12 protein-coding genes are annotated in these 13,563 nt (G+C 72.3%); 2 read left to right on the forward strand and 10 right to left on the reverse strand.

Features of this window, described 5'->3' with window-relative positions; translation table 11 throughout:
• Positions 1-5: 5 nt before the first annotated feature.
• From KUM39_RS12570 to KUM39_RS12580, 3 genes are all read right to left on the reverse strand, one after another.
• Positions 6-836, reverse strand: coding sequence for a carbohydrate ABC transporter permease (locus tag KUM39_RS12570; RefSeq protein WP_217785657.1), 831 nt, complete (start codon positions 834-836; stop codon positions 6-8).
• Positions 833-1,831, reverse strand: coding sequence for a carbohydrate ABC transporter permease (locus KUM39_RS12575; protein WP_217785658.1), 999 nt, complete (start codon positions 1,829-1,831; stop codon positions 833-835). Before KUM39_RS12575 ends, KUM39_RS12570 begins: the two co-directional genes overlap by 4 nt.
• Positions 1,832-1,919: 88 nt before the next feature.
• On the reverse strand, positions 1,920-3,200 hold the full coding sequence (locus KUM39_RS12580) for an extracellular solute-binding protein (RefSeq protein ID WP_217785659.1): 1,281 nt from the start codon (positions 3,198-3,200) through the stop codon (positions 1,920-1,922).
• A 338-nt stretch (positions 3,201-3,538) separates the two neighbouring features.
• Between KUM39_RS12580 and KUM39_RS12585 the strand changes: the two genes are divergently transcribed.
• Together KUM39_RS12585 and KUM39_RS12590 are read left to right on the forward strand one after the other, a co-directional pair.
• Positions 3,539-4,318, forward strand: a complete 780-nt coding sequence (locus KUM39_RS12585; protein WP_217785660.1) for a GntR family transcriptional regulator — start codon at positions 3,539-3,541, stop codon at positions 4,316-4,318.
• Positions 4,315-5,586: an AAA family ATPase gene (locus tag KUM39_RS12590; protein ID WP_217785661.1), complete on the forward strand. Its 1,272-nt coding sequence runs from the start codon at positions 4,315-4,317 to the stop codon at positions 5,584-5,586. Before KUM39_RS12585 ends, KUM39_RS12590 begins: the two co-directional genes overlap by 4 nt.
• Positions 5,587-5,634: 48 nt before the next feature.
• On the opposite strand, the gene KUM39_RS12595 is transcribed toward KUM39_RS12590, so the two are convergent.
• The 7 genes from KUM39_RS12595 to KUM39_RS12625 all read right to left on the reverse strand — a co-directional run bounded on the left by KUM39_RS12595 (position 5,635) and on the right by KUM39_RS12625 (position 13,497).
• On the reverse strand, positions 5,635-7,203 hold the full coding sequence (locus tag KUM39_RS12595; protein WP_217785662.1) for an MmgE/PrpD family protein: 1,569 nt from the start codon (positions 7,201-7,203) through the stop codon (positions 5,635-5,637).
• Between the two features lie 80 nt (positions 7,204-7,283).
• The gene (locus KUM39_RS12600; RefSeq protein WP_217785663.1) at positions 7,284-7,652 is read right to left on the reverse strand and encodes a nuclear transport factor 2 family protein; all 369 of its coding nucleotides are present in this window, start codon (positions 7,650-7,652) and stop codon (positions 7,284-7,286) included.
• Between the two features lie 75 nt (positions 7,653-7,727).
• Positions 7,728-8,666 carry a diacylglycerol/lipid kinase family protein gene (locus tag KUM39_RS12605; protein WP_217785664.1) on the reverse strand — a complete coding sequence of 313 codons (939 nt, stop codon included), beginning with the start codon at positions 8,664-8,666 and terminating at the stop codon, positions 7,728-7,730.
• A 175-nt stretch (positions 8,667-8,841) separates the two neighbouring features.
• Complete coding sequence (locus tag KUM39_RS12610) at positions 8,842-9,861, reverse strand: ketoacyl-ACP synthase III family protein (protein WP_217785665.1); 1,020 nt, start codon at positions 9,859-9,861, stop codon at positions 8,842-8,844.
• Positions 9,858-10,631: a thioesterase II family protein gene (locus KUM39_RS12615; protein ID WP_217785735.1), complete on the reverse strand. Its 774-nt coding sequence runs from the start codon at positions 10,629-10,631 to the stop codon at positions 9,858-9,860. Before KUM39_RS12615 ends, KUM39_RS12610 begins: the two co-directional genes overlap by 4 nt.
• A gap of 29 nt (positions 10,632-10,660) precedes the next feature.
• Entirely contained in the window at positions 10,661-11,746 is a 1,086-nt protein-coding gene (locus KUM39_RS12620) for an LLM class flavin-dependent oxidoreductase (protein ID WP_217785666.1), read from the reverse strand.
• Between the two features lie 146 nt (positions 11,747-11,892).
• Positions 11,893-13,497: a fatty acid--CoA ligase gene (locus KUM39_RS12625; protein ID WP_217785667.1), complete on the reverse strand. Its 1,605-nt coding sequence runs from the start codon at positions 13,495-13,497 to the stop codon at positions 11,893-11,895.
• Between the last annotated feature and the right edge of the window lie 66 nt (positions 13,498-13,563).

Below are 13,563 nucleotides of genomic sequence, written 5' to 3' on the forward strand. Positions count from 1 at the left end.
CGGTGTCATCCCTTCACGGCGCCGTCGGTGAGACCGCTGACTGCCTTGCGTTGCAGGAAGATGAAGAGGATCAGGATGGGCAGCGCGAACAGGGACGAGGCGGCCATCGTGGCGCCCCAGTCGTCGCCGAAGGCGGTGCGGAACTGGGACAGCCACAGCGGCAGGGTCTGCTTGCCGATGTCCTTGTTGAGGATGAGGACGAGCGGGAACTCGTTCCAGGCGGTGATGAAGCCGAACAGCGAGGTGGCCATCAGGCCGGGCGCGAGCAGCGGAAAGATCACGCGGACGAACGCCTGGGTGCGGGTGCACCCGTCCACCATCGCGGACTCCTCCAGCTCCTTCGGCACGGCGGCGACGTAGCCGCGCAGGGTGAGGATGGTCAGCGGGAGGACCATCACCGCGTAGAAGGCGGTGAGCGGGACCAGGCTGTTCAGCATGTCGTTGTCGCGGACCAGCATGTAGATGGCGATGATCATGACTTCCCAGGGCGCCATCTGGGCCAGCATGAAGGTCACGATGAGTCCGCGCCGCCCCTTGAACCGCATCCGGGCCAGCGCGAACGCGGCGAACAGCGCGATCACCAGCGACAGCAGCACCGAACAGACCGTCACCGTGACCGAGTTGAGGACCAGGGTCCAGAAGTGGTCGGCGTGGACGGCCTTGGTGAAGTGGGAGAGCGTGACGTCCGTCGGGAACCACACCGGGTTCTCGGCGATGATGTCGCCGGTCGGTTTGAAGGCCGTGGCGAACATCCAGTAGACGGGGAACACGAAGCCGACGAAGAGGACGACGGCGATCGTGTTGGGCCAGATCCGGCCGAGGGCGGAACGCCTCACAGCTCGTCCTCCTCTTGCTTGAGCACCATGCGCAGGTAGTACGAGGTGATGACGAGCAGCACCAGGATGGTCAGGAAGGAGATCGCCGCGCCGACGCCGAAGTGCTGGTTGCCGACGCCCTCGACGAACGCGTAGATCGGCAGGGTCTCGGTGAGCCGGTCGGGGCCGCCCTCGTTCATGGCGAAGATCTGCGGGAACGCCTTGAAGACCCAGATGACTTCCAGGAACGTCGTGGCGTACAGGAAGGGCCGCAGGAACGGGAACGTCACCGAGGTGAAGCTCTGCCAGGCGCCCGCGCCGTCCAGCGAGGCGGCCTCGTAGAGTTCGCGCGGGATGGTGGTGGTGGCCGCGTACAGGTTGATGGCGACGAACGGGATCGACTGCCAGACGATGAGTACGGTGACCACGGCGAAGGTGGAGAACTGGGTGCCGAGCCAGTTGTAGTCGGCCATCGCGTGCCAGCCGAGCTTGTCCAGCACCCAGTTGGCGACGCCGAAGCGCTGGGCGAACAGCCACTGGTAGACGGTGGTGGCGGCGATGACGGGCATGGCCCAGGCGAGGACCAGGCCGAGCAGGAGCAGCAGCCTCATTCGCCGGCCGAGCCGGGCCAGCAGCAGGCCGATCAGGGTGCCGAGTCCCATGATCAGCACGACGTTGGCGGCGGTGAAGAACACCGAGCGCTCGACGACGTGCCAGAAGTCCGAACCGCCCAGTACCTCGGTGTAGTTGGCGACGCCGTTCCACTCGGTGAGGTGCTGGATGAGCTGCCGGGGGTTGAGGTTCTGGAACGACAGCATGCCGTTCTTGACCAGCGGCCAGCCGAGCAGGACGGCGGTGACCAGCAGGGCCGGGAGCAGGAGCAGATAGGGGGCGGCGGCGCCCCGGCGGGCCGGGGCGGCGGGACCCGCGTGCGCGCCGCCGGGCGGCGGCGCCGCCGTGGCCTTGCGGACAGCGGGCCCCCCGGCCGTGTCCGTGCCTTCGGTCTGCACTGACATTGCGTTGCCATCTCTTCCGTGGCCGGACACCGGCCGTACGAACGGCTGGGCCGGGGGCGCCCACGAGCGGCACCCCCGGCCGGGGTCATCAGTTCTGCTGGGCCAGACGCTTGTTGATCTCGCCCTCGACCTGCTTGGCGGCGTCCGCCGGGGACTTACCGTTGAGCACGGCCGTCATGTAGGACTTGATCGGGTTGGGGGTGTTCTCCACCGCGGCCCACTCGGGGATGAGCGGGGTGGTGCCGCCGCCCGCGGCGGCCGGGGCGGCGGCCTCGGCGACGACGTTGCCCTGGAGGTTGGACTCCAGCGACTCCTTGTTGGGGATGACGCCGTTCAGCTTGGCGAGCTGCCCCTCGAACTGGTCGGAGAGCGCGATCTTCAGGAACTCCTTGGCGAGCGCCTGCTTCTTGCTGCCCTGGGCGACGGCCAGGTTGGAACCGCCGAGGAAGACGCCCTCGGGCTTGTCCGCGGTCTCACCGGGGATGGTGAAGTAGCCGAGGTCCTTCTCGATGGACTTGTTGGCGGCGACCGCGGTACCGGCCTCCCAGCCCATGCCGATGAACGCGCCGGTCTTGCCCTTGGCGAACACCTCGGCCTGCTGCGGGGTGGCCTCGTCCTTGTCCTTGGGGGCCTCGGAGTAGGAGGCGTACTTCTTGTAGATCTCCATCGCGGCGCCCACCTTGGGGTCGGCCAGGTTGGAGACGTACTTGTCGCCCTCCTTCTTCACCAGGTCGGCGCCCTGGCCGATGGTCAGGCCGTCGAAGAAGTACCAGTTCTGGCCGGGCAGGTAGAGCGGCTCGGCGCTGGTCTTCTTGCCGATGGTGGCGAGATCCTTGAAGAACTCGTCCCGGGTCTTCGGGGTGTCCTTGATACCGGCCTGCGCCCAGATCTTCTTGTTGTAGATGACGACGCGGTTGGCGAAGTACCAGGGGGCGGCGTACTGCTTGCCGTCGAACTCCGAGGACTTGGAGACCGACGCGGTCCAGTCGGTGCCGATCTCCTTCTTCAGGTCGCCCAGTTCGGCGAGGCCGCCGGTGACGGCGTAGGCCGGGGTCTGGGTGTTGCCGACCTCCAGGACGTCCGGCGGGTTCGACTCGGAGAGGGCGGTGGTGATCTTCTGCTGGATGCCGTCCCACTTCTGGATCTCGAACTTGAGCTTGGCGCCGGTCTTCTTCTCGAACGCGGCCTGCACGTCCTTGCTCCACGCCGGGGGCGCCGAGCCGTCCATCGTCCAGACGGTCAGCGTCTGGCCCTTGAAGCTGTCGGGACCGGCGTTCTTGCCCGAGTCCTTGCCGTCGTCGCCGCCGCACGCCGAGACGGAGACCATCATGCCCGCGATCACGATCGCGGCAGCAAGCTTGCGCTTCACGTCACCCTCCTTAAGGGATGCCACTTATCCCCCCACGCCCTCGACGGTGACCTGCGTACGACGCTGTTGCACGTAGGGCTCGGGACCTGGCCACTAATGGTGTAGACCAGTACGGTGGAGCTTGGCCTAGACCTTTTGAGGTGTCAAGGGTGGTTCCGGAAGGCGTTGTCGGCCGTTACGAGAAAGTCACCGGAGCCCGCGCGTCCCCTTTCGGCCGGACCGGGCGGCGGTACGGCCGGACGGCACCAGTTGGACTAGACCATAGGGCGGTTGGTCGCTATAACGGGAGCCCCACGACAACGTCCCAGAACCCGACCCACCGAGCCGGGAAGGCAGGCATGGCCACCGACGTCAGCAGCGCCCAGCACCCCACGGGGGCGCCCCGCCGCGCCGCGCGCGTGCCGAAGTACTACCGGATCAAACAGCAGGTCCTCGCCATGACCCGCACCCTGGAACCCGGTTCGGCCATGCCCGCCGAACGCCTGCTCGCCGTCCGGCTCGGCACCTCGCGCACCACGATCCGGCAGGCGCTCCAGGAACTCGTCGGCGAGGGCCGCCTCGACCGCATCCAGGGCAAGGGCACCTTCGTGGCCCAGCCCAAGCTGTACCGCACGCTCCAACTCACCTCGCACACCGAGGACATGCGCGCCCAGGGACTCGAACCGGCCTCCCAGGTGCTGGACATCGGGGAGATCGCCGCGGACGCCTCCCTCGCCGGGCTGCTCGGCATCGAGGTGGGCGGCCGGGTGCTGCGCATCGAGCGGCTGCGGCTCGCGGGCCGCGAACCGATGGCCATCGAGACCACCCATCTCTCGGTCCGCCGCTTCCCCGGCCTGCGCGAGGCACTCGCCACCCGCTCCTCCCTCTACACCGCGCTCGCCGAGGTGTACGGCGTCCATCTCACCGAGGCCGACGAGACCATCGAGACCTCGCTGTCCACCCCGCGCGAGGCGCATCTGCTCGGCACCGACGTGGGCCTGCCCATGCTGCTGCTCTCCCGGCACTCGCACGACGCGGACGGGGTGCCGGTGGAGTGGGTGCGGTCGGTGTACCGGGGGTCCCGGTACAAGTTCGTCGCCGCGCTCAGCCGCCCGGCGGCGGGACGCCCCGCGCGGTGACCGGCGACGAACGGCACGGGGCGCCGGCGCCCGTGCTCGCCGCCGCGCTGGTACGGGCGCGGGAGGCGGCCGGGCTCACCCAGGGCGAGCTGGCCGAGCGGTCCGGGCTGAGCGTGCGCGCCATACGGAACCTGGAGACCGGGCGGACCGCGCGTCCGCGCAGACAGTCCCTGGTGCTGCTCACCGGGGCGCTCGGACTGCCCGCCCGGGAGGCGGGACGGCTGCTCGGCGCCGGGCACCCGGCCACCGCACCGGAGCCGCCCGCCCCGGCGGAACTGCCCGCCGCGCCCCGGCACCGGCTCGCCGGGCGGGGCGCGGTGCTGGCCGACCTGACGGCGCACCTCACCCGGCCCTCGCCGGGGCAGCGCTGGCCGGCCGTGGTCGTCGGGCCGCCGGGCGCGGGCAAGACGGCGCTGGTGTTGCGGGCCGCGCACGAGGTGCGGGGGCGGTTCCCGGACGGGCAGGTCTTCGTCGATCTGCATCCGGCGTCCCGGCTGCCCGTCACCGCCGACACCCTGGTCCGTCGGGTGCTGCGCTCGCTGGGCGGGGTCCCGGCGCCGGAGAGCCCGGAGGAGGCGCGCGCCCGGCTGCGGGACACGCTCAGCAGACGGCGGGCGCTGATCGTGCTCGACAACGCGGACAGCGAGGCGCAGGTACGGCCGCTGCTCGTGGACGACGCGCGGGGTGCCGTACTGGTGGCCGCCCGGTGCGAACTCTTCGCGCTGCCCACCCTGTTACGGCGTCGGATCGGCCCGCTGGAGCCGCAGGACGCCCACCGGATGCTGGCCGCGCAGGTGGGGGCGGAGCGGCTGCGGGCCGAACGGCGGGCCGGTGCCGCCCTGGTGGAGGCGTGCGCGGGGCTGCCGCTGGCGCTGCACATCGCCGGGCTGTGGCTCGCCGCCCGACCCGGCCGGTCGCCCGCCGACCTCGCGGACCGGCTCGCCGACGAGGGCGAGCGGCTGCGCGTCCTGCGCGTTGGGGACCTCTCGGTGTGGTCCAGCGTGACCGCGTACCACCGCGCCCTGCCCCCGCCCCTGCGCACAGCGCTGCGTCAACTACTGCCTGTGGCAAGGGACTTCGGGATCGAGGAGATGACGGCGCACGTCACGCCCGACCGGTCGCACGCGGTGGACCTCCTGGAAGAGCTGCTCCACCGCCAGCTGGTGGAACCCGGCCGCCCGGACCGCGCGGGCCGGGTCCGGCACCGGTTGTACGACGCGGTACGGCTGTACGTGGCGCACGGTGCGGCGGCCCGCAGGACGCGGTGACGAGGGCACGGACAGGTGTCGCGGGCGGGTCGCGCGGGACGGTTCCGGTCAGTCGAGGAAGGCGGTCTCGATCCAGCGGCGGACGGCGCGGGGGCGCATCCGGTGCAGACGGTCGGCGGTGTCCGCGACCTCCTGGGGGCCGCCCACCGAGAGGAACTTCTCGCGGACGAGGTCGGAGTGGGCGGCGCGGGTCTCGGGTCCGGCGGCGCCGACCGGGATCAGCCGGGTGCGGGAGACCGTACGGCCGTCCTTGAGGTGGACGGTGACGCGGGCGCCGGTGGCCTTGGTGGAGCGGGAGAAGTCGCGGCCGTCGGCGCGGGCGGCGCCGACCAGTTCGACCAGTTCGTCCCCGCCGAAGCCGCGCAGCCAGGGGGTGGCGAGGTCGCCCGCCTCCCGTACCGCCTCTCCGAACGGGGCGTCGGACAGGAAGAGTTCGCGGGTCATCTCGGTGTCGTGGGCGAGCCGGACCTTCTTGGCGAGCGCCCAGCGGCCGGGGTCGTCCAGCAGCGGCGCCGAGAAGTCGTCCACGGAGAACTCGCCGGTGAGCAGGGTGGTGGCGACCGGGTAGGGCACGTCCAGGACCAGCGCGCCGAGCGGGGAGCCGGGGCCGGTGACGTACTGCGCGGCCCGCTCCCCCGCGAACAGCGTGTACAGGGACGCCTCCACGACCACGTCGGCCACGTCCTCGGGCCGGAGCGCGCCGAGTTCGCGGTGGATCTCTGCCGCGCAGTCCACGGCCGCGTCGATGCCGGGGCCGCCGGGGTGCATCTTGAACGACAGCGTGTCGGTGTGCCAGCGGCTGCCGAGTCCCTTGGCGACGGCCTGCGGCAGCGGCACGGTGGCGAAGCGGGCGAGGAATCCGTCGCGGTGCTCCATGATGTCCGGCGCCCCGCGCAGCCCGGCGTAGGCGGCGTCGCAGGCGTCCATCGCGGTGCGTACCGGGGTGAAGGTGTTGAACAGGCGGGCGTCGCTGGCCAGGAACGCCCGCATCAGCGGCCAGTTGGGCATGGCGAAGGCCAGCCCGAAGGCGTCCTCGTACAGCCGGGCGGGGGCGCGGTCCACGTGCAGGCGTCCGGCGACGGCCCCCGCGAGATGGGTGTGCACGGCGCTCTGGCCGCGCAGCGGGCCGAGGGTCGCGGAGGCGGTGATGCGGGCCGCGCACTCGTTGGCGGCGACGACCGCCGTCAGCAGCGAGAGCCCGTCCAGTTTGCGGGCGTAGGCGAAGGCGAGCGGGACGGCGACCGTGGAGTTGGAGAGGTGGCCCGCGTAGGCGGTGTCGTCCAGGTTGAGCCAGGAGCCGAGCGCGGCGAACACCCCGGCGGCCTGGCGGGGGTCGCGCTGCATGGGGTGTCCGAAGGCGGCGACCAGTTTGCGGCCCAGGGGGTGCTGGAGTCCGGCGCGGATCGAGGCGATCTGGGAGAGCACCTGGCTCGCGGCGAGTTTCAGCACCCGGCAGGGTATGTCCGCCGGTTTCAACGTGGCTGCCCAGTGCGAGAGTTCGCGCAGCGGGGTGTCGGCGGGTGCGCGCCGCGACGCGGCGGTCCGGGAGGTGTGCGCCCGTGCGGCCCAGTCGTCGCAGAGGGCCCGGGCGACGCTCTCCCCGAGTACGGCGGTCATGAGGCGGCTGCCTTCCTTCGGGTTCGGACACACGGCGGTGGGAGCACCGTCGCCCCGGTGCTCCCACCGCCACGCGGGGGTCAGGCCGCCGGGAGCTTGTCCAGGAAGCCGTAGACGGCCTTGATCTTCCCGGCCTCGTCGGTGACGAGGACGTCGAAGCCGATGGCGACCGGCTCGGTGCCCGGCGCGGTCACCAGGCCCCACTGGAAGCGGGCCTGGTTGTGGTGGGCGTCCACGGTGCCGTGCAGTTCGAAGGAGAGGCCCTGGAACTGCTCGCGGGCACCGGCCACCACGGCGGCGAAACCGGCGTGGCCCTCGACCGCGACGAGCGGGTCGATGTAGGGGGCGTCGGCGGTGAACAGCTCGGCCACGGCGGCGGCCCGCTTGTCGGCGTCGGCCTCGTTCCAGATGTCGAGGTACTGCGAGACGGTGGTGGTCAGGTCGCTCATGCGGGTGTTCTCCTCATTCCTTGCGGTGGGCAGTGCGGGATGGATGGCTCACGGGGTCTTCGGAGGAGGGAGTCCTCAGTCGGCGGGTGCCCACACGGGCAGGGCGCCGGGCAGCACCTCGAAGGTGGCCTTCGCGCCGATGCCGTGCTGGTACTCCCCGTCGTGCTCCAGCGGGAGCCGGCCGCCGTCGGTGCGTTCGACGACGATCGTGCGGCCCCGGGCGTACACGGTCGCCGGGTGGTCCATGTGGGAGGCGTCCAGGGTGAGTCCGGGCACGTCGGCGGCCGGGACGTCGCCGCCGATGACGCACACGTCGAGCAGGCCGTCGTCCAGCAGGGAGTCCGGCAGCACGAGGAAGAGACCGCCCCGGTAGCGCCCGCCGCCGACGTTGGCGAGGACCGTCGGGCCCTCGTGCACGACCCGGCCGTCCACGGTGACCCGGCCGGGGTACGGCGGGTAACCGGCGGCGGTGTCGGCGAAGGCGCGGGCGTAGCGCTCGCGGCCGGTCAGCGGGAGGGCCTTCGCGGTGATCAGCGCGTCCGCTATGACGCCCGAACAGGCGCCCAGATAGACGTGGTTGCGGGTCTCGGCGAGGCGGGCCAGGTCCAGGCGGCGCAGACGGGCGGTGCCGCCGACCCCGCCGTCCGTGAGGACCGCCTTCAGCGACTCCGTCCAGGGCCGCTCGCCCCAGAGCATCTTGTACCCCGAGTTCCCGGTGCCGCCGGGGACGACCGCGAGCGTCGCGGTGCCCGTCACGGGCACCAGCCCCTGCACAGCCTCCCGGACCGTGCCGTCGCCGCCGATCACCACCACCAGATCCGGTGCCCCGTCGGGCCGCTGCAACGCCCGGCGCACGGCACACGTCGCGTCCCCCGGCGCCGTCGTCAGGTGCACCTCCGTGCGCTCCATGTGATCCGCGCACAGCCGTGCCACGTCCTCCACCAGCTCCGGGGAGTGCGTCCCCGACGCGGGGTTGGCGATGACGAGGGAGCGGGTCGGGGCGGTCTCTGCCATCGGGAACTCCTTCGTCGAACGGTCCGGTGTCCACTGTGCAGGGGGGCGCTGACGTGGGGCTGACACGGCGAGTGAGCTGATGTTCGGGGGCTGCCCGGGTGTGCGAACGCACAGCGCCGCGGAGGCTGCCCGGCAGGCCTCCGGGAACGCGAGGATGCGCGCGACCGGCCGGGGATCACTCCCAGGCGGGGGGTTCCAGGATCTGGAGGACTGCCGCGGCGAAGCTGAAGCCCTCGCCCGCGGCGAGCAGGAGGACGAGGTCACCGGAGGCCAACTCACCCTGGAGGAGAAGGTGTTCGAGGCCGATGAACTGGTCGGCGACGCCGACGTGGCCGATGCGGCGGCCGAGGTCCCAGGTGCTCTGCTTCTCGGTGAAGCCGAGGAGCTCGTAGTTCTCGGGCGACTGACCCCGGTGGATGTGGGGGACGACGACGCGGGCGATGTCCTCGGTGGTGGCACCGGCGTCCGCGAGGACACCGGCCGTGATCTCGCCGAGCGCGTGCTCGTACCGCTCCCAGGACCCGGCCGCCTCGGGCGTCACCGCGTGCTGCATGCCCCGTTCCCGCAGCCGGAGCGGGAGTTCGCGGCCGGGGGCGGTGCCGAAGGACTCCAGGCCCCGGTTCCAGCGCTCCAGGGAGTTGTCCGCCGCCGCGCGGACCGCGACCACGCGGGCGAAGCCCCGGCGGCCGGAGACCAGCAGGGCGCCGCCGCCGTCCGCGAAGATGAAGTTGTCCTGGAGGTTCCACCGGTCCACCCACGGCTCGGCGAACCGGTCGCCGCTAGTCAGCAGGGCCGCGGAGGTGAACCCGGCGCTGATCTGCCCGGCCGCGAGGTACAGCGAGCCGAGTCCGGCCGCGCAGCGCTGCTGCACCTCGAAGCCGACCGCCGCCGTACCGACCGTCTCATGGGCGACGTACGCGGCGACGGGCCACATCTCGTGCCCCTGGTAGCCGCAGAAGGAGTGCATGACCAGGCCGACCTCGGCCGGGTCGATGCCGCCGCGCGCGAGGGCGAGCCGTCCGGCGCGCACCGCCATCTCCGGGCCGGAGGCGTCCTCGGAGACGGCGACGGACTCGTAGCCGAGCGCGCTGTTCGCCGGGCCGACCAGTCCGGCCGCGACGGCGTCCGCCACCGGCCGGGCCTCGGGCAGCCAGGACCCGGCCGCCGCGACGAACACGTCGGAGGTGAGTCTCATGCCTCTCCCCCTCTCCGGGCCACGGCCCGCTGGAGCCGGTGGGCGAAGTGGGCGGTGACCGACTGGGCGTGCGTGTCGATGTAGAAGTGGCCGCCGGGGTACTCGGTGTGCCCGAAGTAGGACGGGGTGCGGTCGGACCAATGGGTCATCGCGTCGGCGTGTTCCTGGAGCGGGTCGGAACGCCCGCCGTAGGTGGCGAGCGGGCAGGCGACGGAGGCGCCGTCGTCGTCGTAGTCGGCGGCGACGCGCAGGTCGGCGCGGAGCGCGGGGACGACGAGGGCCAGCATCTCGGGGTTGTCGTAGATCTCGGCGGGGAAGGAGCCCAGCTTCTTGATCCACTCGACCATCTCGGTCTGCGGCATTCTGCTCTGTTCCTCGGTGGGCTTGAAGAAGCCCTCGGGGGACCAGCCGGACGCGCCTACCATGACCGGGCTGGGCCCGCCGTCCTCCTCCATGCGGATCGCGAGCCGGAACGCGAGCTGCGCGCCGAGGCAGTGCCCGAACAGCGCGAACGGGCGGTCGTCCAGGTCGTCGAGGACGGCCTCGTGCAGGGCGTCGAGCAGCGGCCAGAACTCCTCGTACGTCTCCTCGTCCCGGCGGTTGTGCCGACCGGGCAGGGTGACGGCCTGCGGGGCGATGTCCGGCGGGAGGAGCCGTTCCCAGTCGCGGTAGATGATGGCGCCGCTGCCCGCGTGGGGCAGCAGGAAGAGGCGGACGGAGGCGTCGGGCGAGGGGTCGGCGGGGTGGAACCACTGTCCCGCGCGGGACATGTCCTGGCCGATGGAGGCGATGGCACTGGTCACGGCTGGGTGCTCCCCACGGTGGTCGGGGCGAGGGCGCGCACGGCGGGCAGCAGCACCTCGGCGATCTCCTTCAACTGCGGCTCCGGATCGAGCGATCCGACCCGGATCACCAGGTGCCGGGCTCCGGCTCGTACGTACCCGCCGAGCCATTCGGCGCACTTCTCGGCGCTGCCCCAGGCGTACGCCTGGATGGTGCGCATCTGGTCCAGGGAGCGGCCGTAGTAGTGCGCGATGTAGTGCTCCAGCTCGGCACGGGCCGCGCCCTCGTCGGCGTTGACGGTGACCGTGGCGTACAGCGCGGGTGTCACCGCGTGCGCGCCGCGTCCGGCCTCCTCGGCGAGTTCGGCGATCCGGCGGCGGGCGCGGCCGTACGCCTCGACGTCGGGCAGGAAGGGCAGCCAGCCGTCGTAGCGGGTGGCGGCGCGGGCGAGGACCTTCGGGGTGTCGCTCCCGGCGAGCCAGAGCGGGGGGCCGCCGGGCACGGCGGGGGCGGGCAGCCGGTCGAGGTGGTCGGCCTGCCAGAACCGGCCCTGGAAATCCGCGGGTTCGCCCTCCTCGCCGGAGGCCCAGGCGGTGCGCCACAGCGCGGTGATCTCGTCCAGGCGGCCCACCCGGCCCTGGAAGGCGGCGCCGACGGAGGCGAACTCCTCCTCGGTCTCGGGCATCGGGAAGCCGGAGCCGAGCCCGAGGATGAGCCGTCCGGCGGCGACGTGGCTGAGGCTGGCGGCCATGTTGGCGCCGATCAGCGGGTGGCGCAGGGCCGGGGTGAGGGCGGCGGTGCCGACCTGGATGCGCTCGGTGGCGGCGGCGGCGGCCGAGAGGACCACCAGCGGGTCGAGGCGGGGGCGGGCGGTGAGGGAGTCACCGGCCCACAGCGAGTCGAAGCCGAGCGTTTCGGCGCTGCGGGCGAAGTCGAGCAGCGGGGCGGCGGCGTAGGTGCCGTTGATGGCCTGCTCGCGGGTGGGCAGCAGGACACCGATGCGCAGCGGGTGCGGGTCCGTCGCCGGCCGCGGGTCGGTCGCGGCCGGGCGGGCGGTGCCGCGCGCTCCGGGCTCGCCGCCGGCGGCGGAGGTGGAGGGCATGTGCTTCCTCTCGTTCTGATCCGACGTGCCGTTCGGATCGGACGTGATGTGTGGATCTGAGGTGCCGGGTGGATCTGAGCCGCTGGGTGGAGCTGACGCGCCGCGTTGATCCGGCGCGCCCCGCCCCGACCTGGCCTGACGCGCTGTCAGGCAATGCCCGCCTTCACGGAGTTGGGAGCGGCCAGCCGCTCCCGTACCGCGCGCCGGAGGATCTTGCCGGAGGGGTTGCGGGGCAGCGCCTCGACCACGTGGTAGGCGCCGGGGATCTTGTAGTCCGCGATCCGGCCGCGCAGGGAGAGCAGGAGTTCGCGCGGGGTGGCGGAGGTGCCGGGCCGCAGGACGACGGCGGCGTGGACGCTCTCGCCCCAGCGGTCGTCCGGGAGTCCGACGACGGCCACGTCGGCGACGGCGGGGTGCGCGGCGAGCGCCTTCTCCACCTCGGCCGGGTAGATGTTCTGCCCGGCGACGATGATGGTGTCGTTTATCCGGTCGCACAGGTGCAGATAGCCGTCCTCGTCGAGGTAACCGGCGTCGCCCATGTGCAGCCACTCCCCCACCAGGGTGCGGGCGGTGGCGTCGGGCAGGTTCCAGTAGCCGAGCATCCGGGCCGGGGTGCGTACGCAGATCTGGCCGATGGCGCCGGACGGCAGGGTCGCGCCGTCCGGGCCGACCACCTTGACCTCGTTTCCGGGGCAGGGCAGACCGACCGAGGTGAGCCGGGTGGAGCCGGTGTGGTGCGCCTCGGGCGGCAGGCAGACGGCGACGCTGCCGGTCTCGGTGCTGGCGTAGATCTGCGCGAACGCGCAGCGGAAGGTCTCCAGGCACTGCTTGAGCAGCGTCTCGGACATGGGCGCCGCGCCGTAGGCGATCTTGCGCAGGGAGGCGAACGCCTCGGGGGTGGCGCCGCGTTCGGCGGCCATCGCCTGGAGCATCGCGGGGGCGGCGAAGGTGGTGGTGACCCGGTGTTCGCGGATCAGCCGGACCGCCTCCTGGGGGTCGAACTGCGGCATGACCACGTTGGTTCCGCCCGCGTTGAACGTGTGCAGGAACCAGCCGATGCCCGCCACCCCGAACCCCGGCAGGGAGATCAGGCCCACGTCCTCGGGCAGCCAGTCGATCCACTCCACGCCCCGCTCCCGCCCGGCGTGCGGCAGCGTGAAGAAGCTGCGGTGGGCGAGGACGGCGCCCTTGGGCAGCCCCGTCGTACCGCTGGTGTAGATCTGGATCACCGCGTCGTCGGGGCCGGTGCCGGGGGTGAGGTCGGTCTCCGGCTGGTCGGCGGCCCAGGCGGGCAGTCCGGCACCGCGCTGCGGTTCGCCGTCGGCGTCGGTGCCGTCCACCCTGATCACCCGCCGTAGACCGCGCAGTTGGTGCCGTACGGTGGCGACGGTGTCCCAGAACTCGTCGTCCACGAAGATCAGCGCGGCGCCGGAGTCGCGCAGGATGTGGTCCACCTCGCCCGGTGTGAGCCGCCAGTTGACCGGCACCAGCACCGCGCCCGCCTTGGCGCAGGCGATCATCACGAGGTAGTAGTTCGCGGACTCCCGGCCCAGGTAGGCGACCCGGTCGCCGCGCCCGACCCCGGTGGCGCGCAGGGCGTGCGCGGCGCGGTTGCTGTCCCGGTGCAGTTTGTCGTACGTGGTGACGCGGCCCTCGCAGACGATCGCGGGGTGGTCGGGGCGGGCGCCCGCGTGGGCGCGGGCGGAGTGGTGGAGCGTCCAGCGCTCCCGGCGGGTTGCGGTGTCGGTCATGAGGAGTGTCCTCCGGTCCATCGGGCGGGCGGTCACGGCGGGGTGCACGGCAGGGGTCACGGCGGG

It is taken from the genome of Streptomyces corallincola (assembly GCF_019104725.1).
GTDB classification, from domain to species: Bacteria; Actinomycetota; Actinomycetes; order Streptomycetales; family Streptomycetaceae; genus Streptomyces; species Streptomyces corallincola.

Bases quoted from the DNA above. Each gene is read 5' to 3' on its own strand.
- KUM39_RS12575 (WP_217785658.1), bottom strand. From the start codon at position 1,831: ATGTCAGTGCAGACCGAAGGCACGGACACGGCCGGGGGGCCCGCTGTC.
- KUM39_RS12585 (WP_217785660.1), top strand. From the start codon at position 3,539: ATGGCCACCGACGTCAGCAGCGCCCAGCACCCCACGGGGGCGCCCCGC.
- KUM39_RS12595 (WP_217785662.1), bottom strand. From the start codon at position 7,203: ATGACCGCCGTACTCGGGGAGAGCGTCGCCCGGGCCCTCTGCGACGAC.
- KUM39_RS12600 (WP_217785663.1), bottom strand. From the start codon at position 7,652: ATGAGCGACCTGACCACCACCGTCTCGCAGTACCTCGACATCTGGAAC.
- KUM39_RS12605 (WP_217785664.1), bottom strand. From the start codon at position 8,666: ATGGCAGAGACCGCCCCGACCCGCTCCCTCGTCATCGCCAACCCCGCG.
- KUM39_RS12610 (WP_217785665.1), bottom strand. From the start codon at position 9,861: ATGAGACTCACCTCCGACGTGTTCGTCGCGGCGGCCGGGTCCTGGCTG.
- KUM39_RS12615 (WP_217785735.1), bottom strand. From the start codon at position 10,631: ATGTCCCGCGCGGGACAGTGGTTCCACCCCGCCGACCCCTCGCCCGAC.
- KUM39_RS12620 (WP_217785666.1), bottom strand. From the start codon at position 11,746: ATGCCCTCCACCTCCGCCGCCGGCGGCGAGCCCGGAGCGCGCGGCACC.
- KUM39_RS12625 (WP_217785667.1), bottom strand. From the start codon at position 13,497: ATGACCGACACCGCAACCCGCCGGGAGCGCTGGACGCTCCACCACTCC.